This window comes from Photobacterium sp. 1_MG-2023 (genome assembly GCF_030547945.1).
Classification (GTDB): Bacteria; Pseudomonadota; Gammaproteobacteria; order Enterobacterales; family Vibrionaceae; genus Photobacterium.
In genome coordinates, this window is record NZ_JAUORR010000006.1 from 137,924 (window position 1) to 157,621 (window position 19,698).

Genomic DNA, 19,698 nt, shown 5'->3' on the forward strand with positions numbered 1-19,698 from the left:
AAGTTCAACATCTCCACACCTCTACACATGGAGGCACTGACTGTGGTGTTTTGAATCTGAATTTCGGACTGAATTTCAAACTTTTTCCTTCATCATTCTGTCACCTAATCTATCAATAGCTGAATTCACGGTAACTATGCTTAAGAGGTCTGATTCACTATGCCATTGCACTAGCCTACGAAGTCATCATCATTTTTCATTATTTAGTGGTTTTTCCGAGTTACATCTCATATAAAAATGCCCACACAACATTAAATTGCAGAGTGAGTTGCATTCATGCAGTTATATTAACGTCAGCTGAACAACATATTTTTATACGAGGCTGACTCCATCGACTAACCGTAAGTTCACTGCACAAGATTCCAAGATGCCTAAAGTCATAGAGAGCAATGAAACTGGCGGTGGACCATGAGAAATCAGAAGTGATTGAGGAAGAGAAGCTCAACATGATATCCCGGACGATGACGTATGGACATTCAATACAAAACAATCGCTGATGGATTATCAACTGATTAATTTATAAAAAATCCAGATTGGGAGTTCAAATGAACTATCACGCTGATTTCCTCAAGAAAGGCCATTTTAAATTAGGGTAAACATTTAAAATTGGCATGCTTTGAAGACTGCTGTAAATATTTCTATCCCCAATTCTTTTATTTCAGGTATCAAAACCCGAATTGCTGCTCCTGATAATGCTCCAATTGACATTCTGGCTACTCTCTCTGCAGAATATTAAGTATCACTCAAATCTTACCGCCTAAGGCTTTAGGCTCAGATTTGAACCATCCCTGATGAGGATGGGGGAGACAACAAAGTGGCCGGCAATCAGGGAAAGTTATTTAGTCAGAGAACAGCAGGCCTCTGCATTGAATAGCCTTGTTCGAAAAATAAACTGGCAGTTTTGAGTTCGTTCCTGGCGCACATACGCTGCTGCTGAGATTCACTCCAAACAAAGCGGGACAGACCCACTGAATGAAAGATATCCCCATAAATCACCGACTCCGCCTCAAAGAAACCACAACCTGAGCCAGCCCCACCAAGACAGCCGATATCAGAAACGTGATCCCAAAGGCGGTTGCCGGTTGATTCTCAGTTGCCGGAAACAGTGTCGATGTGAAAAAGTAGAGCCATCCCATGACCGAAGCGCCAGCCATCAGGCCGAGATTCCGGGAAAACTGAAGTAACGCCGACGTCACCCCTTTTTGCCCTTCCTGAACATCTGTCATCACGGCTGTATTATTGGCCGCCTGAAACATAGCATAGCCCGCGGTCACCAGAATGAGAGCAAAGAGATAAACGGGTACAGAAGTCCACAATGCGCTGGCAGAAATCAGGACGCAACCCAAGAGCATGACCCAGAGGCTGACACGGACCACAGCGCCTGACCCCAGATGATCCGTGAGCTTTCCGGCAGGCGCGCCAGTCAGGGCAGAAACAATCGGTCCAACCGACAAAATAGAGCCAATTTGCGCGGGTGAAAGCTGCAAGCCATCCGTGAAGTAAAAGGGACTCACAACCATGGTTGACATAATGATGGCCGAAACGCAGACATTCGCCGTCAGGCTGCCTGCCAACGCCGGATTTTCAGAGATCTGCGCCAGAAACCGACCTGACTTCGCCGATTTTAGGGGCACAGGCGGATTATCTGGCAACTGCCGGGCCAGTAACAAGAGCGCAAACAGTCCAAAGGGGACGCTGACATAGAACAGCGCATGCCAGTCATAATGCGAGATCAAATAGCCGCCCAAGACCGGCCCGAGTGCCGTCCCGATTGCAGAGGTCGTGCCTAAAACCCCCATCGCTGTCCCGGTTTTGGTCGCAGGAATGAAGTCTCCGACAAAGGTCATCGCCAGGCTGATAAAAATCGCGGCCCCAATCCCCTGAACCAAACGCGCCGCGATGAGCTGTGTCAGGCTTTCCGACACAATACAGGCAATGGTCCCACAGAAAAAGATGCCGATACCAAAAAGAAACAGTCGCTTCCGGCCATAGCGATCCCCCCATATCCCCGCCATTGGCATCAGGCATGTCATCGCCAGCAGATAAACCACAACCAGCCATTGCACCTCAGACATAGACACTGAAAAACTGCTGGCCAGCCTGGGCAAGGCCACATTGACGATACTGATATTGAACGAAGAAAGCAGCACAGCAACGGCTAACCCCAGCAGTGAGAACCAGTTGGTCATCGACAGATTCTCTGCCTTTTCTGCCTGTGAAATTTCCGCTTTCATGAATCACACTCCAATTTGAGACCCGAGATAAAAGCCATCTTAAAATCCGGCCTTGTTTTGCGGAAGACGCATCATCTACACTGATTTAATGCATGAAACGCCATAGGTGGACAAATGAAAGCAATCGACTTGAATCTGATTCCGGCTCTGAATGTCCTGTTAGAAGAACGGAACGTTGCCCGCGCAGCGAAACGGATGAATTTAAGTCAGTCTGCAATGAGCAGAACGCTGGCCCGATTGCGCGTCACCATGGACGATCCGGTATTAGTCCGGGCCGGACGTCATCTGGTTCCTTCTCCCAGAGCACTGGAAATTCAGGCGCAGGTCAGCCAGCTGACCATGGACGCCAGAGCCATTCTGACCCCTGCTGTCCCCGTCAACATTGCCAGCCTGGCGCGAACGTTTACGCTGTTCGCCAGTGATGGATTTGTGGAAAGTCTGGGTGGGGCGCTGGTGAAGCGTATGACAGAAGAAGCACCACGGAGCCGTGTTCGTTTTATCAGCCAGTCTTCACCACAAGGCGCAGGGCTGCGGGATGGCAGCGTCGATATCGAAATCGGAAAACTGAGGGAAACCACCCATCCGGAACTCAAAGTACGTCGATTATTTGAAGATCACTTCATCGGTGTGGTGTCCGCTCAACACCCGCTCAGCCAACATCTGGTGTCCGCTGAGCAATACTTCAGCGCCGACCATATTGGTATCACCAGAGTTGAGGAAGGCAAAAGCCACCTCGAAAGCCTGCTGAGCGAATCCGGACAACGGCTCAACATCCGTGCCTCCGTCGGCAGTTACACCAGTGCTGTCACCTTAGCCAGCGCCACCACCTTAGTGGCCACGGTCCCCGCCAAACACACACAAAGTTTCCGGCTGGGGATGCATTGTTTTCCACTGCCTTTCACCGTGCCGCCGATCCCCATTTCCATGCTCTGGCATCCCAGGATGAATGCCGATCAGGCCCACTGCTGGCTGAGAAAAACCATCGTCGACATCAGTCGTGAACTCTGAATCGAGCACCATCACCACGCTGCCTACACCTCATTCAGATCAAAGCGGTATTTGTACGCCAGAGCCGGCATCCCGGTGCCAGTGGTAGAACAACACAGGCACCCCGTCATGACATAGCCTTTCACTGACGTGCCCAGATCGATTTCTTTCTGATTGTTCTGCAGCTCCTGCTGGACGAATTAGAGTTCAGTCCTGCGACGACAAGGAAGGCATCCGGGCGTTATTGCCATCCAGTATCCTGCTGTCCCCGAAAGTAAGGCTGTTGGTGGCGTTTTGAGTGGCGGAGTTGAGTGAAAGGCCCTGAATTCATGGTGGTTGATTCATTTCATTATTCATGCCCTGGCTAACGGTTTCAGGTGCGCCACCAGCGATCTTATCTGCTTGGTAACTCAGTGCAGGTATCAATTGCTGGTGACGTTGAATCACAAAAGATGAATTTAATCAGGTATAAATTTTTGATTCTGCAGGCTGTTGATCGCTCCCCCACCCCCGATACATTCCCTCGGTATTAAATGGAAGAGTGATGTTTCCTTGATTATCGACTGCAATCAGTCCGCCACTGCCTCCAGTGCTCGGTAAATCTTCAAAAATCACTGCATGAGCGGCTCGCTCAAGCGTTTGCTTGCCCCATTGCATTCGCGCTGAAACATTGTGCGCAACCACATGCCGTAGAAAGTGCTCGCCATGGCCGGTTGCAGAAACGGCACAGGTTACATTATTAGCATAAGTCCCTGCGCCAATGACCGGACTATCACCGATACGGCCATATTGTTTGTTGGTGATTCCACCCGTTGAGGTCGCTGCTGCAACATTACCATACCTATCTTTCGCAACAGCACCGACTGTACCGTATTTAAAATCATTTTGTGTCGGCTCAAGAGTAACACCCTGTCCTTGTTGAGCAGTCTGTAACTGTTGGTAACGCATTGCTGTTGAGAAGTAGTCATTGCTGACTTGTGGTAACTGTTGATCGCGGGCAAAGGCTTCTGCTCCAGCGCCACCCAGATAGACATGGCTTGAATGATCCATCACAGCTCGGGCAAGATGAATCGGATTCGGACTGAAGCGAACGCCGGACACAGCCCCGGCATCCAGAGTTGCACCACACATAATTGAAGCATCCAACTCATGACTGCCCTGATGATTGAAGACAGCTCCTTTACCAGCATTAAACCAAGGACAATCTTCAAGGCGAACGACTGCCTCTTGGACGATGTCTAATGCATTGCCGCCATTCTTAAGGGCCGCAAGGCCTTCCTCTACAATTGATTTCAGCACAGCTGTAATTTCTTCTTCCTGAGCTGAAGTCAGTTTACCCTTCGACATTGCTCCCGCTCCGCCGTGGATCGCAATACTGTATTCGTTAGCCATCTTCGTCCTTAATGTTGAATCAATTGATCTAAAAACTTACGTGTACGCGGCGACTCAGGATTGGAAAAGAAAACCTCTGGGTGGTTCTCTTCAATAATCTGTCCCTGATCCATAAAAATCACCCGGTCTGCAACTTTTCGCGCAAACCCCATTTCATGCGTCACACAAATCATTGTCATGCCTTCACGCGCCAAGTCCGTCATGACATCAAGCACTTCGGCAATCATCTCAGGGTCAAGTGCGGATGTTGGTTCATCAAAAAGCATAATTTTGGGTTTCATACTCAATGCCCGGGCGATTGCAACGCGTTGTTGCTGCCCTCCGGATAATTGGTTTGGATACTTGTTTGCCTGTTCCTGAATTTTGACCTTCTCAAGCAAAGAGAGTGCTGTTTCGATGGCCGCATCTTCACTCATCCCCAAATTTGTGGTTTGTGGCAAAACACAGTTTTCCAGCACAGTTAAATGCGGAAATAGATTAAATGACTGAAAACACATACCGACCTGTTTACGCAACGCCAGCAAAGATTTAGGGGTATCGTCCACCTGTTCACCAAACACCATCAGTGAGCCTGACTGATGTTTTTCCAATTGGTTGATACAGCGAATTAATGTCGATTTACCAGAGCCCGAAGGGCCACAGATGACGATACGTTCACCTTTTTTGACAGTCAGATGAATATCACGTAACGCATGGTAGGAGTCATACCACTTGTTCAACGCCTGAACTTTAATCATTTCCATGTTGTAAAGCCTCCCGATTACGCTTGTTTATGCTGGCGCTCAAGGCGAGCGGCATATTGTGATAAAGAAAAGCAGCAAATAAAAAAGAACAAGGCTAGAAAGGCATACATTTCATGTTCTAAGCCAACCCATTTAGCATCTGAAATAGTACTGGAAGCGATCCCGACAACATCAAGCACACCGACGATCATCACCAGTGTGGTTTCTTTCAAAATGCCAACAAAATGATTCAACAGTGATGGAATCGTATTACGAAGCACCTGCGGCATGATGATTTGCCCCATCATGCGCCAATAGCTAAAACCCAGTGCTTTCGCAGCTTCAAATTGTCCCTTTGGAATCGACTGTAATCCGCCTCGGATCGTCTCAGCCATATATGCCGCCGTAAATAAGGTGAGTACGGCGACGACTCTCAGCAATACATCAAATTCCTGCCCGGGCGGCAAAAACAACTGAATCATTAACGAAGCCATAAAGAGCAGCGTGATCACAGGCACAGAGCGAACTAGCTCAATATAACCGACGCTCAGCCAGTGGATCACCGGTCGCTCAGAGCGACGTCCAAGCGCCAGTAAAATGCCCAGAGGCAACGCAAACACCATGCCAAAAACCGCCAGAAACAATGTCAGCATGATACCGGCGAACTTAGTGGTCGAAATACTCTCCAGCCCCAGAGATCCACCCTTTAGAATCAACCACATCGCAAACGGCAAAATAGTGATATACATCAACATGGTGGCTTTACTAAAGCGCTTCATATAGAGCATCGGAATTGCAAGAGCCGCTAGCCCAAATGCGAAATTGACCCGCCACTGCTCTCCTTCGGGATACATACCATAGATAAAGAGTTCTATCCGGTTGACAACGGGTAACCAACATGCCCCGCCAGAGAGACAATCAGCCTGGCTTTCTCCGATAAAAGTGGCATCAACAATCAGCCAGTTCAGCAGGCTTGGGATCAGCCAGAGCAGGATCAGCACACCACTCAACGTCAGTACTGTATGAAAAACTGATGAGAATAAATTCTCTCTGCACCAGGTCATCCAATCTTTCCTGATAACAGGGGCTGGCCTAGATGCAATCAAGCAAATACTTTGTTCTGCAGACATATTCTATTTCCCTATCGCCACGTGAGCGTTGTACCAGTTCATCAACAAGGAAGTGATTAAGCTAAACGTACAGTAAGTTGCCATGACAATGACGATACATTCGATGGCCTGACCTGTATTGTTCAGGGTTGTTCCTCCGGTTGAAGAAACCAGCTCCATAAAACCGATCACAACGCCAAGAGAAGAGTTTTTAATGATATTGAGATAAACACTCGTGATTTGTGGCACCATTGGATAAACAGCTTGTGGAACAATGATGCTCCACATCAGTCTGGATGCTGGAAAACCCAACGCCTTAGCGGCTTCATGCTGTCCGGTTGGAACGGATTGAATACAACCCCGGACAATCTCAGCGATATAACTCGCACTATAAACAGACAATGCCAACCAGAGCGCTACCAGTTCAGGAATCACGGTAAACCCGCCACGGAAATTAAACCCTTTTAGTTCTGGATAACTGATACTCCCCACATCCTTTACGAGCAGGAAAGTCAGCAGACAAGCTCCGGGAAAAAATACAATCGCCAGCATTCTTGGCCATAAAACCGGATAGAATCCTTTCCACTGTGCACGACCGGATATCACTCGGCGATAAATTAAAGCGATGACAACAGACAGAGCAAATACCACAAATAATGTGGCGCCCCAGCCATTGAATGTGACCTGAGGCAGAGCCAATCCACGATTTGATAAGTAAAAATGTTCGCCAAAACTGATACTTTGTCGTACTGGCGGTAGCGCAAGAAACAGCGCATACCACCATATAAGCTGCACAACCAGTGGCACATTGCGAACTACTTCAACAAAAGCCCGAGTAAGTCGGCTGATTAACCAATTGCTTGAGACTCGTCCAATGCCAATGATGAACCCCAAAACAGTTGCCAATACAATACTCAGAAAAGAAACCAACAGTGTATTCAATACTCCGACCCAATAGGCTCGAAGATAAGTGTCATCCTGGGTGTATTCAATTAACGAAAATGTAATGTCATACCCGGCCCGTTCATGCAAAAAGTCAAATCCGCTTTCAATTCCAAGGCTGGCAATATTATCGGAAGCATTAACGCCAAAATAAAGAAATAAGACAGTGACAGCGGTCAGCAATGAGAGTTGCTGCCCCCAGTCAATCAACTTCCCTTTGGTTATATTCATGGTTTTCTCCTTCCTTTCCTGCAGGGACAGCCTGAGCTCGGCTCTCCCTGCATTTCAACTTCAAACGATTGGATTAACGGAAAGGTGGCGCATACATCAGACCACCGTCACGATGCAATGCATTGACACCTCGTTCAAATTTTAACGAAGAAGCTGAGCCCACATTCCGTGCATACAGCTCGCCATAATTTCCGGTCGCTTGAATTGCTTTGGCAGCCCAATTTGCTGATAGACCAAGTGATTGACCCAGATCGCCTTCAGTCCCCAGCAGGCGCTTGACATTAATATTTTTGGAGTGAGTTGCAAGCTGCGCTGCCGTGTCCTGAGTGACATTTAACTCTTCACCTTCAATCAGTGCATAACCAACCATAGTGACAATGTCTCGCCACTGGTTGTCCCCTTGTTTTACATAAGCACCCAAAGGCTCTTTGGAGATCACTTCCGGCAAGAGCACATGCTGCTCTGGATTCTGGAACAATGTTCGGCGTGCCGCCAGACCGGTGACATCATTAGTCAGGGCATCACATCGCCCCTTTTGGTAAGCGGCATAAAGCTCTTCAGTTTTCTCAAACACAACCGATCGATAACTCAGGCCCAAAGCAGAAAAATAATCTGCCAAGTTGTGTTCTGATGTAGTCCCGGGGTTGAGACAGAATGTCGCACCATCCAGCTCTTTCGCAGAGGTAATGCCTAGTTTTTTATGCGTCATAAAACCCTGACCGTCATAAAACCAAACTGCTGTGAAATCAGCACCCAGCTTCGCATCGCGTCCGACAGTCCAGGTTGTGGAACGGGACAAAATATCAATTTCACCCGAAGCGAGTGAAGTAAATCGGTTTTTAGATGTCGTGACCACATACTCAACTTTAGATGGATCGCCGATCACGGCCGCAGCGACAGCACGACAAAGGTCAACATCCATACCAGCCCACTGTCCATCATCATTGATGTAGGAAAAGCCCATTTTGTTACTGGAAACACCACATTTCAGGGTCCCACGCTTAATCACATCATCCTTAATTCCTGCATAACCATAATTTGAGAAGGTGCCGACCAACAGTGCTGCGAGAACAAACCCGTTCATCTTCATTTTCATAGCGATTCCTTTGCTTGTAAGCATTTGTGGGGTAATGTTACTAAAATGTTTCATGATATTTATTCAGTTTTTCGGCAAAAACTAAAGAAATTCATGTCCTGAATTTTGCATGGCTTATGCAAATATCCGATAGACTAATAAAAACAAAGGGATTGAAAGTGTGAACACACGTTGGTTAAAAGATTTTCTGATTCTGGCAGATTGCCGTAAATTCACTCTGGCGGCTCAGTTGAGTGCCTCATCGCAGGCAGCATTCAGTCGCCGCATCCAACAATTAGAGCAACATCTAAAAAGCGAACTATTTGACCGTACGCAAAGCCCAATCAAATTAACAACCGAAGGAAAACGCTTGTATCCGATTGCAATGGAAATGGTCCAAATTGCTGACCGGTGTGAAGAGATGGTACAGGTCAAACAGAATCCGCTGATGATAGCCTCATTGCATACTCTCGCCTGTAATTTTTTCCCCCGCTGGTATGCTGAAATTCTCCAGAATACAGGGGCTGAGTTAACCACCAGTATTGATTCAGGTGTTCGCTCGGTCTCTGGTTATCAAGCTGCATTGCATTCGCAACGAGCCGACTGCGTCTTATTTTATCAGAGCTCACTGACGCCCCATTATTTTGACAGCGATGAATATGAAGTTCTGAAGCTGGCTAATGATGCATTAATTTGGGTACACGGCCGCGACCTCTTCCCGCAAGCACTTGAACAAGACTCACTGCCTCACCTGGCTTACGCACCTTCGTCCCAATTACTGGAATTATCCAAGCCTTTACTCGATTCAACACCACAAGCCAAGCGGCTGGACATGGTATTTCAGTCAACGATTTCTGAATCATTATTACCAATGGCTGAGCAAGGTATTGGAATCGCCTGTATTCCTCATTCTGTAGCAAAACCCGCCATACAGGCAGGGCGCCTCATTCATCTGTGGCCAGAACATCAGTCTCATCTGGAAGTTGTACTGATCCGGTTGAAGCATGCAAAACATATACATCCCGATCTCACATTACTATTCGAGAATGCAAAACAACTCAGTGAGCAACCAAACTGAAAGGGAAATATCGATCAGATCATTGGTTGCCTACCATCAGCGACGTCAGTGGACTTGGATTTGCAATAGCAGCAGCCGAAACTGCATCCCAAAGCTGACGATGAATCACAAGTTCAGATCAAAGCGGTATTTATACGCCATCACCACATTGTGGCCCTGAAAGTCGTGACTTTTTTCGCTGAGTATCGGGCTGAAGTTATAGAGCTGGAACTGATGCGGCCCCTTGTTGGCTTCCAGATAGACATTGATGGCCATGCCAAAGCCACCGAAGTTCACATCACGGGTTTCACCCCGCTGTTCTGCAACATGAGTGATTTGATAATGACCTTTCAGATCCAGATAGCCTGCGCCAAAACCGATACCAACTTTGGTATTCCAGTCAGCGCCGGCATCCCGGTGCCAGTGGTAGAACAACACAGGCACCGCTGTCATGGCATAGCCTTTCACCGACGTGCCCAGATCAACTTTTTCCCGGCTGTTCTGCAGTTCCTGCTGGCCCGCCTTGAAAAATGACCAATCGAGCTGAAACTGCACGCCAAAGTTTGAGTCTTCCGCAAAATAATACGGCGATGAGACCAGAGAAGCCGTTGGGAGTATATGGAAACCACTGGTCATCACAGCGACATCTTTGTCCCCATGTTCCGGGTCCTGAATTTCAATATTGGTGAAGGTACTTTGTAATCCAACGGCCAGTTCAACTGCCTGGCTGGCAGCAGGAAAAGCAAAGGACAAAATCGGTAAAAGAACGCGATACATCAGCAAATTGAGCCTGTCATCAGAGAAAAACGAATCCTAACAGTGGCTTAGATTTTGAGCAACGAGAATCATCCGACGCCAGATGTTTGCGTTCAAAGCGATGCCCTCATCGAAACAGCACCCGCCTGATACGCTGGGGAAAACTGCCATTTTCTTTGATCAACCCGACGCTTTGCGCATGTGAAGAGTCATTTTTGTGTACAGGACTGCATATCGCTTTAAGATGATGCCACCGATTCACCGAAAGTGAATGCACTTTCCCCAACACAAACAAAGGAGGATATTTATGTCGCAGTGGTGTTCAATCAACCCACGCTTTTTTGGTATTGATGTCCGCTCAAGAGTTTTTGATATCGCGCTGCGATAATCTCGACTTGAGCGAAAGATTCATCTCCGACCAAATGCGTCCACCCGAGTTTTCCTCATGCTCGAAGAATTATTGTCAGCTTTGACAACGGCTTTTTACGCCCAAAATTCTTGAGTTTGATATGAGTACTTTTTTAACTGCACAATCCCTGACACTCTCTTATACGTCTTCGTCTTTGTTCACGGATCTGAACTTTACGATCCATCACGGCGATAAAATTGGCCTGATTGGCCATAACGGCTGTGGCAAAAGTTCTTTGCTGAAACTCTTAGCCGGCCAACTGGAAGCCAGTTCAGGACGTATTGCCAAAGCCCAGTCCTGCCTGATGCGCTATGTTGAGCAATATATTCCGCATGCCTTGCAAAGCACAACCGTGCTGTCCGCACTGGCCGAGACACTGGCTGATGATGAGCGCTGGCGTGCTGAATTACTGCTGGACGAATTAGGGTTCAGTCCGGCGGATCGGCACATGCAGGTTGCCAACTGCAGCGGCGGCCAGCAAATGCGCTTATTACTGGCCCGGGCCATCATCCATCAGCCGGATTTATTGCTGCTGGATGAACCAAGTAACCACCTGGATCTCCCCGCCTTGCTCTGGCTGGAGCAATTTCTGTCGAACTGGAAAGGAGCGTTTGTGCTCGTCTCCCATGACCAGACGTTACTCGATGCGGTGACCAACACGACCTGGATCATGCGCGATCGGGCCCTGCATCATTTTTCACTCCCCTGCAGTGCCGCCCGGCTGGCGCTGCAAGAGAAAGATGAAACCGACCAGCTTCGGCATGCCAGCGAGCAGAAAGAAATCGACCGGATCGAGAAAAGTGCCAAGCGTCTCGCCATCTGGGGCAAAGTGTACGACAACGAAAATCTGGCCCGGAAAGCGAAAACCATGTTCGCCAGAAAGGAACGATTGGAAGAAACACAAACGGAACTGAGTGAAGGTGCTCCCTGGTCACTCACGCTTCAGGGAGAATCCCTGCCAGCGAACCGACTGCTGGAAATCACGCCTTTTTCAGTGAAACCGGCCACACATGCCAGTCCCTTGTTCGAGATGACTGACATGCGTGTCCGAAGCGGTGATCGCATCGCGGTGCTCGGCAGCAACGGCTGCGGCAAATCAACCTTGCTCAACCTGTTGTATCAAACGTACCAGACTTCAGCGCTGCCTGCGGTGACATTTCACGATCGCTGCCGATTGGGCTATTACGATCAGTCTCAGCAGCAACTGCGTGATCAGGATGCCCTGACAGATGCATTACTGTCTTTCGCTTCGATCAGCAGTGAACAGTGTAAACGGGCGCTGATCAGTGCCGGGTTTGAATACGCCAGACACAACCAGCCTGTCGCCTCACTCAGCGGTGGCGAACGGGCCCGGCTGTTATTTGTCGGACTCACACTGGCCCGCTACCACCTTCTGTTTCTGGACGAGCCGACCAACCACCTTGATTTAGACGGCAAAGAAGAGCTCGGGGAAACCCTGAATCGCTTTGAAGGCGCAGCGTTACTGGTCAGCCATGACCGCAGCCTGATTGAGCAAAGCTGTAACCGGTTCTGGTTGATCCACGACGGGAAGATTACGGAACATCTGACGGCGGAAGCTGTGTATGCGCAAATGACGGCTCAGACGGCCCGGCACCTGAATCAATCCGGTTCTGAGGCTGATCTGCTCCCGGACCAGCCAGCCGAAACACACAACCGTTCGGCGCGAAGTGATGACGAACAGCTGCTGGCGCGTTTAATTTCGCTGGAAACCCTACTGGACGACGATCTGAGGCGACGACCGAAGCATCAGAAACCCAGCCTGCAACGCGCATGGCGGGCGGAAATCGCCCAAATTACGGCACAGCTTGAACTCAGTTAATTAACGCTTAGTCCCCGAGGCAGCCGGAGGGTTGTCTCGGGATTCTCCCTGATGACACCATGCATTCGACGCCATAAAACTTAATCCATGCCGTTGCGCAGATCAACCATCGCCTGCTGGCTGACCTTGATCAATCCGCTTTGCGGCCGGTTCAGATCAACCACCAGCGTGACGAGTACCGCGAACGCAAGCAGCAGCGGGATCACCGCAATCAGCCGTCGCTTACCGGAGTAGCCCACCTGCGTGCCCAGCGCAATCATCGCGAGCGCGGTAATGGCCGCCAGCGCAACCCAGATGCTGGCAGGAATCCGGCTCCGCAATGCCCCGGTCACTCTTTTTTCATGCATATCGATCAGATCATTAGTTGCCTGAACCATCAGCGACGTCAGTGGGCTTGGATGGGCAATGGCAGCAGTTGAAACTGCATCCCAAAGCTGGCGATGGATCTCGAGTGACTCCCTCAATGCTTCATTGATATCACCGCCGTTGGCCGCGTCGAGTCGGATATCAACATAAGATTTGAGCAACGCTTTCACCATCCTTTCAGAGGAGGCATCCAGCAGATCTGCCCGCAGATAAGCGGTGCCGATCACGTTCGCTTCTTCAAGCACATTACCCCGTCGAACTTCGTGCTGAGAAGAGGCAATGGAAAACGTAAACGCGAGCACAAACGCCAGCATCCCCAACAACCCGCCCACCATGGATCCAAGCGGTCCGGGAACGTCTTTATCTTTGCGGGCAAAAGCATAACGACCAAACTGAAAGCCAATTTCGCAGAACAGCAACATCAGCAAAGCAATGCCGACAAAGATCAGAGCGATCGGCAGGGATTCAAACAACTCGCCATTCATGGGCCACTCCTGATGCGGGTGCGACTGAATTCCGCAGCCGGGGCAACAGAATCTGCCACCAGCGATTTATCATGATTGATTAAGCATATGCCGCAAATTCAAAAGGCAGCAAAAGGAATTCATCCGGTATCGCTGGCTTACAAACGCACTGAACGACCTGTCATTTTTGCTTCACTGAGCAGACAGGATTGACGCAAGGTATCAGAAACCCGCACAGTTTCCTTCAATTCACGACCTGCCATGCAGTATGATGAGCAGCAACGAAGTATTATGCTAAAACGGATTCTTCATGACCATCAGCAAACCTATCCCAACCAATATCATCACCGGCTTTCTGGGCGCCGGCAAAACAACTGCGATTCTGTCGCTGCTGGCGCGCAAACCCGCCGATGAAAAGTGGGCCATTCTCATCAACGAGTTCGGTAACGTTGGCGTTGATGGCGCTATGCTGGATCAGCAAGGTGCCATCGTCAAAGAAGTACCGGGTGGCTGTATGTGCTGTGTCGCCGGATTGCCCATGTCTGTAGGGATCAATGCCCTGCTTGCCCAGAAGCCGGATCGCCTGTTACTGGAACCAACCGGGCTGGGCCATCCGAAAGAAATCATCCATAAACTGACTTCAGACAGCTACGCGGCCTATATTGACCTGAAAGCAACCATTACGCTGGTTGATCCGCGACAGTTTTCCGACAGCCTGTATACCGACAACCAGAACTTTCAGGATCAAATCGCGCTGGCAGATGTACTGGTCGCTAACAAAATTGATGCCTGTTCTGATTACGATTTGCTGATGTTTGAGCAATACGCCAACGCGTGCGACCCTGCCAAACAAAAGATTGCACAGGTTGAACAGGGCCAACTGGATCTGACCTTACTGGAAGAACCCCGCATTGAACGCAAGGCGGCTCACAGCCACCACCATCATCATTCGGACGACGCGGCCCCCCTGCCTGGCCTGGAGCTGGCACCGGGTGAAACCTTCATCCGCAAGGAAAACCATGGTCAGGGCTATCACAGCTGTGGCTGGTTTTTTTCGACGGATCTCAAGTTCGATTTTTCGCAGCTGTTTACCCTCTTCTCCAACCTGAATGCACAACGGGTTAAAGCTGTGGTCAACACTGAACGCGGCTGTTTTGCGTTTAACGTGGTCAACCGGGTCGTCTCCGTCAATGAACTGACGCTGGAAGGATTCGAATCCCGGGTCGAAGTGATCGATAAAGATCTTCTGCCGTGGGACGAACTGGAAGGCATCCTGCTTTCGTTAGCCCAAACGGCCTGACAACGACTATGATTTATCAATGTTTTGGGAACACTTGCCACCTGAATTTTCGCAAGGAGCAATTATGCTAAACCCATCCACGGCGAAAGCCGTTATCGACCATGCGCTGTTTCTCGGCGCAGATTTTGCCGAGCTGTTCGTGGAACACCATCAGTCCGGTTCTGTTGAATTCAATGCCGGCGACGTCGACAAAATTAACGGCGGGATCGATTTTGGTATCGGAATCCGCTTATTCTTCGGCCACAAGGTACTGTACGGTTACACCAACAGCACGGAAGAAGAAGAACTCAAACGCGTCACCAGTCTGCTGGCCGCCAAAGACAGCCGCGACCAGATTGTGCAGGCGACGGCACTGAACCTGACCCACCAGAACGATCGCCATCCGGTCCGCCAGCCGCTGTCTCTGGATGCCAATCTGGAAGCAAAAATTGCTTTCCTGCGTGCCACCGATCAGGCTGCACGTGCTGAGAACGAGAAAATTGCTCAGTTTATCGGCCGAATTTTGCAGCGTCAGCAACAGGTCGAAATTTTTAACTCCAATGGCCTGCACATCGGCGATACCCGTCATTACACCCGCATTGCGGCAACCGCAGTCGCGCAAGATGGCAGCGAGCAGTCGACCGGCTTTGAAGCACCGGGCGCACTGACTGGCTGGGAATTTAACACCCGCATCGATCCGACCTCACTGGGCCAGCAAGTGGCAAAACAGGCGATGATCAAGCTGACGGCCGATAACTGCCCGTCGGGCGAAATGCCCGTGATTATCGGCAATGGCTTTGGCGGTGTGATTTTCCACGAAGCCTGCGGCCACTTACTGGAAACAACTTCGGTTGCCAAAAAGGCATCCGTCTTCCACGACCAGATGGGCGAGATGATCGCTAACCCGGTTGTGAGTGCGGTCGACGATGGCACCATGGCGAACGAATGGGGCTCCATCAACATTGACGATGAAGGCATGGAAACCCAGCGCACCCAGTTGATCAAAGACGGCAGACTCACCAGCTTTATGGTCGATCAGATGGGCGCGAAGAAAACCGGCTTTGCACCCACGGGCTCCGGCCGTCGCGAATCTTATAAGTATGCGCCCACTTCGCGGATGCGAAACACCTTCATTGAAGCCGGTGACAGCAGCCTCGATGAAATGATCGCCAGCGTCGACAAAGGTATCTTCGCCAAGAAAATGGGCGGCGGCTCAGTCCAGCCCGGCACCGGTGAGTTCAACTTTGCTGTGCAGGAAGCGTATCTGATTGAAAACGGTAAAATTACCCGCCCGCTGAAATCAGCCACCCTGATCAGTACCGGACCAAAAGTCCTGAAAGAAATCAGCATGGTCGGCAAAGACTTTGCACTGGCCGCCGGCATGTGCGGGTCAGTCAGCGGCTCAGTACCAACGACAGTCGGTCAGCCGGCGCTGAAAGTGGACAATATTCTGGTGGGAGGTAACTAATGGCGGATCAACAAACCCTGCAACACGCCATGGAACAGGTGCTGGAAATGGCCAGCGCAGCAGGCGCAGAAGCCGATGTACTTGCCAGCAGCAGCCATAACCTGTCACTCAAAGCCAATCAAGGCGAACTGGACGAATACAAGGTCACGTCGGGCCAGGTCATCGGTGTACGCGTTGTCAAAGACGACAAAGTCGCGACCAGTTATTCGGAATCCCTTCAGGCAGACAGTCTGAAACTCATGGTGGAGCAAGCACTGCAAAGCGCACAATTCACTAAAGCTGATACGCATCAGCGGATTCAGGCAGCAAACAGCCAATTGCGTACCGAGCAGCCTGAAGTGTATCAGGCCGATGACACAACCATTGAAGCCAAAATCGCTCTGGCGCTGTCTTTAGAACAGGGTGCGCTGGATAAAGGCGCGAAAAGTGTGCCTTACAATGGCTTCGGTGAATCCGACAGCCTGAGCATGCTGGCCAATACTCAGGGCAGCCTGTGCGTACATAAGGAACGTTCCACTTATTGCTATGCTTTCGCGCTGATTGATCAGGAGGGTAAACAGGCGATGCATGGCGGTATGTCTTCCGGACGCCGTTTCGCCGAGTTGGATCCGCAATACTGCATCAATCACGGTGTTGAAACCGCGATGGCGCTGCTCGACGGCGGACCGGTGAATACCGGCAAGTACGCGGTGATTTTCAACCTGAGCGAACTCAGCAGCCTGTTCGGTGCGTTTGGCATGTGTCTGTCCGGTCAGTCGGCGATGAAAGGCATCAACCCGTGGCGGGATTCGCTGCATCAATCCGTTGCCAGCCCGCTGCTGACCGTCAGCGATATGGCTTATGTGTCAGGCGGATCCGCCATCAAGGCATTCGACAGCGAAGGTTTTGCCACTCAGGATACGATTCTGATTGGTGAAGGTCAGTTGCAGAGCCTACTGCATAACAGCCACACCGCCAGCTACTTCAACATTGCCAATACCGCGAATGCCTCGCGCTCTGCGAAAGGCGGACTGGGTGTCTCTTCCCGCCATCTGGTGATTGCCGAAGGCCAGAGCAATGATGCCGAAGTCACTGCAGGTGAATACCTGGAACTGGTTGAGCTGCAAGGCGTTCACTCAGGCGCAGATGCCATCAGCGGCGACTTTTCTTTCGGCGCCAGTGGCTTTCTGTGCCGCGACGGCAAGCGTATCCAGCCGGTACGCGGCATCACAGTTGCCGGTAACTTTTACCAGATGATCAAAGCGATTGATGCGGTCGGTAATCAGCTTGAAAATGACTACGAGCGCGATTTCTTCGCACCCAAAATTCGTTTCAGCGGATTGAGTATTGCGGGTAAATAATCAGGCTGGCAAACACCACCTGCATACTCCGGCTTCATCCCTTTCAGCGAAGACAGTGATCGTTTGACAAGCCAGAAACAGTCGCCTTATCAGAATGACCTCATCAGATTGATGGGGTCATTCTTTATGCGCGAACAAGGGCTGCGCTTCAGACCATGCGTGCCGCCATACTGACAGCGGCCAAAAACATAATGACTCCCGCCCCCTTAAACAGCCAGGTCTGTGCCTGAGAGCTGGCGAGAAAACGCCGGATTTTCAGCGCACCAACAATAAATACCGCGCCGACAAAGACAAGAACCAATACAGTCAGCGGCACTAAAAGCAGCCCCCAGGTTTGGAAAGACACCGTGTCCAACGTGATAACCAGCGGCAGAATGGCCAGGTAGAAAGCGATGGTTTTCGGGTTACCCAGAGTAATCGTTAAGCCGGATAGCCAGGCTGCCGTCAATTCCCGCTTGTTCGTCTGTTTATCTATATTGATGGCTTCCGGATTGTGATTCCAGAATTGCCAGGATAACCACGCTAGATAGAGAGAGGCACACCAACTGACTGCAGTGAACAACCCGCTGTAACTATGGGCAACAACAGCAAGGCCAAACACGGCAAAAGACAGGTAAATTAAATCCCCCAGAATTAACCCGCTGAGCATGGTAAATCCGGTCACCGCACCGCCACGTACGCTGTGCGCTACCAAGGCTGTCATGCCGGGGCCAGGGATCGCTGCCGCCAGCATCAGCGCTGACATGTATGCAAGGATTTGCGTTGTCTCTAACATAAAATACCCTTTATAATCAATTTCTTGTGTTTATTCAGTTTCAGATCTCTGCATATCGCGCCTTTCTGGCTGATTTAATTCACGATGTCGGTGCACTACCTCTCGGGCAAAAACCAAATCAAGCACCGCAAGTCCCACCGATTTAAACAGCGTTCTCTGATGAGATGATTTCCAGCCACCATCAACATGAATTTCACCAATTTCTTTACCTGCCTGGTCCAATGCTATTACGCCTTTTTCTCTGGCTTCTCTCAGTCATTGAGATGCGTTCCACGCCGCATCACGGCCATCAAGAAACCAATCGCTGACGGCATACACATCCGGACTCAACTCCTGAAACCCGAGTGCAGAGGCCCCCACAGCATTGATGTGACAGCATTCAGGCAACATATGCGGATATAGAATAGGTGCTCTGGAAGCTGTCACAGTGCACACAATCTCAGCATTCTGAACAGCCTGTGCAGGCGTGGCTGCAACACGGACCAATATACCGGTCTCTTACCGACACCACTTGGCAAACTGCTCCGCATGTTCATGAGCCCGGCTCCAGACTGCGACTTCTTGAATCGGCCGGATATTCAGCATGGCTTGCAAATGACGCCTGGCCTGTACACCAGTCCCTAAAATCGCCAGCTTGCTGGCTGATTCCGGAGCCAGCAAGTGAGTTGCCCAAGCTGAAGCGGCAGCCGTCCGAAGTTCAGTGATGATTCCTGCATCCACACTGACCATGCCGTGATTAACTTTCGAATCATAAAGCAACACACAACCTTCATGTGACTGCCGGTCCGACGCACGTGTGAAATCCACCAGAACGGATTTCACACCAAAACCTTCGTATCGGCCTTCTGAGATAAACGCAGGCATATTACCCATGATCCGGCCGTCATCTGAACGAATGAGATCACGAAGCGATTGCTGCACCTGCCCCGCACTTTGTAACGCAAAAGCCGTCCCGCATAACTCCAGACATAAAGATAAAGGTAATGCACTTTCAACTGACGCCCGATCAAAAAATTGCATCTCAGTACTCCTTGTCTGTCAGGACACGTTCATAAATTCCGGTTCGATCTGTGACCCGCCAGGCTGTTCAACAGCGTAGACATCGTTTTCTGAGATACACCTAAAATGATATCCAACATGTTCTGTTTGGTATAACCTGCCCGCAGAAAATCCATTGCTGCCGACTGCGGGATGATACCCTGAGCCTTCGCCACTACTTGAGTAAAACGGTGAATAGCCCGCAGCTTTTCCG

General features: G+C 50.1%; 16 protein-coding genes and 1 pseudogene. 6 read left to right on the forward strand and 11 right to left on the reverse strand.

Translation table 11 applies throughout. The features are described from left to right. Positions 1-992: 992 nt before the first annotated feature. Entirely contained in the window at positions 993-2,234 is a 1,242-nt protein-coding gene (locus Q4579_RS07785; RefSeq protein ID WP_303563019.1) for an MFS transporter, read from the reverse strand. Positions 2,235-2,348: 114 nt separating this feature from the next. Between Q4579_RS07785 and Q4579_RS07790 the strand changes: the two genes are divergently transcribed. Then, positions 2,349-3,242 (forward strand): LysR family transcriptional regulator, encoded by an 894-nt coding sequence (locus Q4579_RS07790; protein WP_303563020.1) that lies wholly within the window; start codon positions 2,349-2,351, stop codon positions 3,240-3,242. A gap of 441 nt (positions 3,243-3,683) precedes the next feature. Here the strand turns inward: Q4579_RS07790 and Q4579_RS07795 are convergent, their stop codons facing one another. From Q4579_RS07795 to Q4579_RS07815, 5 genes are all read right to left on the reverse strand, one after another. Continuing rightward, positions 3,684-4,613, reverse strand: coding sequence for an isoaspartyl peptidase/L-asparaginase family protein (locus tag Q4579_RS07795; RefSeq protein WP_303563022.1), 930 nt, complete (start codon positions 4,611-4,613; stop codon positions 3,684-3,686). Between the two features lie 8 nt (positions 4,614-4,621). Beyond that, a complete protein-coding gene (locus tag Q4579_RS07800) occupies positions 4,622-5,350 on the reverse strand; it encodes an amino acid ABC transporter ATP-binding protein (protein ID WP_303563143.1) in 729 nt (242 codons plus the stop codon). Positions 5,351-5,373: 23 nt separating this feature from the next. Next, complete coding sequence (locus Q4579_RS07805; protein WP_303563024.1) at positions 5,374-6,465, reverse strand: amino acid ABC transporter permease; 1,092 nt, start codon at positions 6,463-6,465, stop codon at positions 5,374-5,376. 3 nt (positions 6,466-6,468) lie between these two features. Continuing rightward, the gene (locus Q4579_RS07810; protein WP_303563025.1) at positions 6,469-7,617 is read right to left on the reverse strand and encodes an amino acid ABC transporter permease; all 1,149 of its coding nucleotides are present in this window, start codon (positions 7,615-7,617) and stop codon (positions 6,469-6,471) included. A gap of 73 nt (positions 7,618-7,690) precedes the next feature. Continuing rightward, entirely contained in the window at positions 7,691-8,767 is a 1,077-nt protein-coding gene (locus Q4579_RS07815) for an amino acid ABC transporter substrate-binding protein (RefSeq protein ID WP_303563027.1), read from the reverse strand. A gap of 106 nt (positions 8,768-8,873) precedes the next feature. Here Q4579_RS07815 and Q4579_RS07820 point away from each other — a divergent pair, with 106 nt between their 5' ends. After that, on the forward strand, positions 8,874-9,770 hold the full coding sequence (locus tag Q4579_RS07820; RefSeq protein WP_303563029.1) for a LysR family transcriptional regulator: 897 nt from the start codon (positions 8,874-8,876) through the stop codon (positions 9,768-9,770). Positions 9,771-9,875: 105 nt separating this feature from the next. On the opposite strand, the gene Q4579_RS07825 is transcribed toward Q4579_RS07820, so the two are convergent. After that, complete coding sequence (locus Q4579_RS07825; RefSeq protein WP_303563031.1) at positions 9,876-10,526, reverse strand: hypothetical protein; 651 nt, start codon at positions 10,524-10,526, stop codon at positions 9,876-9,878. A 488-nt stretch (positions 10,527-11,014) separates the two neighbouring features. Here Q4579_RS07825 and Q4579_RS07830 point away from each other — a divergent pair, with 488 nt between their 5' ends. After that, the gene (locus Q4579_RS07830; protein ID WP_303563032.1) at positions 11,015-12,754 is read left to right on the forward strand and encodes an ABC-F family ATP-binding cassette domain-containing protein; all 1,740 of its coding nucleotides are present in this window, start codon (positions 11,015-11,017) and stop codon (positions 12,752-12,754) included. Between the two features lie 80 nt (positions 12,755-12,834). Here Q4579_RS07830 and Q4579_RS07835 read toward each other — a convergent pair whose 3' ends face one another. Then, positions 12,835-13,605, reverse strand: a complete 771-nt coding sequence (locus Q4579_RS07835; RefSeq protein WP_303563033.1) for a hypothetical protein — start codon at positions 13,603-13,605, stop codon at positions 12,835-12,837. A 289-nt stretch (positions 13,606-13,894) separates the two neighbouring features. Here Q4579_RS07835 and Q4579_RS07840 point away from each other — a divergent pair, with 289 nt between their 5' ends. From Q4579_RS07840 to Q4579_RS07850, 3 genes are all read left to right on the forward strand, one after another. Next, entirely contained in the window at positions 13,895-14,884 is a 990-nt protein-coding gene (locus Q4579_RS07840; protein ID WP_303563034.1) for a GTP-binding protein, read from the forward strand. A gap of 64 nt (positions 14,885-14,948) precedes the next feature. Next, positions 14,949-16,331: a TldD/PmbA family protein gene (locus Q4579_RS07845; protein WP_303563036.1), complete on the forward strand. Its 1,383-nt coding sequence runs from the start codon at positions 14,949-14,951 to the stop codon at positions 16,329-16,331. Beyond that, positions 16,331-17,671: a TldD/PmbA family protein gene (locus Q4579_RS07850; protein ID WP_303563037.1), complete on the forward strand. Its 1,341-nt coding sequence runs from the start codon at positions 16,331-16,333 to the stop codon at positions 17,669-17,671. The genes Q4579_RS07845 and Q4579_RS07850 overlap by 1 nt, the downstream gene beginning before the upstream one ends. 148 nt (positions 17,672-17,819) lie before the next feature. On the opposite strand, the gene Q4579_RS07855 is transcribed toward Q4579_RS07850, so the two are convergent. From Q4579_RS07855 to Q4579_RS07865, 3 genes and pseudogenes are all read right to left on the reverse strand, one after another. Then, the gene (locus tag Q4579_RS07855) at positions 17,820-18,446 is read right to left on the reverse strand and encodes a LysE family translocator (RefSeq protein ID WP_303563039.1); all 627 of its coding nucleotides are present in this window, start codon (positions 18,444-18,446) and stop codon (positions 17,820-17,822) included. 30 nt (positions 18,447-18,476) lie between these two features. After that, the gene (locus Q4579_RS07860; RefSeq protein ID WP_303563040.1) at positions 18,477-18,668 is read right to left on the reverse strand and encodes a hypothetical protein; all 192 of its coding nucleotides are present in this window, start codon (positions 18,666-18,668) and stop codon (positions 18,477-18,479) included. Positions 18,669-18,701: 33 nt separating this feature from the next. Beyond that, a pseudogene (locus Q4579_RS07865) lies at positions 18,702-19,466 on the reverse strand (ornithine cyclodeaminase family protein). Between the last annotated feature and the right edge of the window lie 232 nt (positions 19,467-19,698).

What these genes read in the sequence shown, in the direction of transcription:
- Q4579_RS07785 (WP_303563019.1), bottom strand. Translation starts at nt 2,234, where the DNA reads ATGAAAGCGGAAATTTCACAGGCAGAAAAGGCAGAGAATCTGTCGATG.
- Q4579_RS07790 (WP_303563020.1), top strand. Translation starts at nt 2,349, where the DNA reads ATGAAAGCAATCGACTTGAATCTGATTCCGGCTCTGAATGTCCTGTTA.
- Q4579_RS07795 (WP_303563022.1), bottom strand. Translation starts at nt 4,613, where the DNA reads ATGGCTAACGAATACAGTATTGCGATCCACGGCGGAGCGGGAGCAATG.
- Q4579_RS07800 (WP_303563143.1), bottom strand. Translation starts at nt 5,350, where the DNA reads ATGATTAAAGTTCAGGCGTTGAACAAGTGGTATGACTCCTACCATGCG.
- Q4579_RS07805 (WP_303563024.1), bottom strand. Translation starts at nt 6,465, where the DNA reads ATGTCTGCAGAACAAAGTATTTGCTTGATTGCATCTAGGCCAGCCCCT.
- Q4579_RS07810 (WP_303563025.1), bottom strand. Translation starts at nt 7,617, where the DNA reads ATGAATATAACCAAAGGGAAGTTGATTGACTGGGGGCAGCAACTCTCA.
- Q4579_RS07815 (WP_303563027.1), bottom strand. Translation starts at nt 8,767, where the DNA reads ATGAAACATTTTAGTAACATTACCCCACAAATGCTTACAAGCAAAGGA.
- Q4579_RS07825 (WP_303563031.1), bottom strand. Translation starts at nt 10,526, where the DNA reads ATGTATCGCGTTCTTTTACCGATTTTGTCCTTTGCTTTTCCTGCTGCC.
- Q4579_RS07830 (WP_303563032.1), top strand. Translation starts at nt 11,015, where the DNA reads ATGAGTACTTTTTTAACTGCACAATCCCTGACACTCTCTTATACGTCT.
- Q4579_RS07835 (WP_303563033.1), bottom strand. Translation starts at nt 13,605, where the DNA reads ATGAATGGCGAGTTGTTTGAATCCCTGCCGATCGCTCTGATCTTTGTC.
- Q4579_RS07840 (WP_303563034.1), top strand. Translation starts at nt 13,895, where the DNA reads ATGACCATCAGCAAACCTATCCCAACCAATATCATCACCGGCTTTCTG.
- Q4579_RS07845 (WP_303563036.1), top strand. Translation starts at nt 14,949, where the DNA reads ATGCTAAACCCATCCACGGCGAAAGCCGTTATCGACCATGCGCTGTTT.
- Q4579_RS07850 (WP_303563037.1), top strand. Translation starts at nt 16,331, where the DNA reads ATGGCGGATCAACAAACCCTGCAACACGCCATGGAACAGGTGCTGGAA.
- Q4579_RS07855 (WP_303563039.1), bottom strand. Translation starts at nt 18,446, where the DNA reads ATGTTAGAGACAACGCAAATCCTTGCATACATGTCAGCGCTGATGCTG.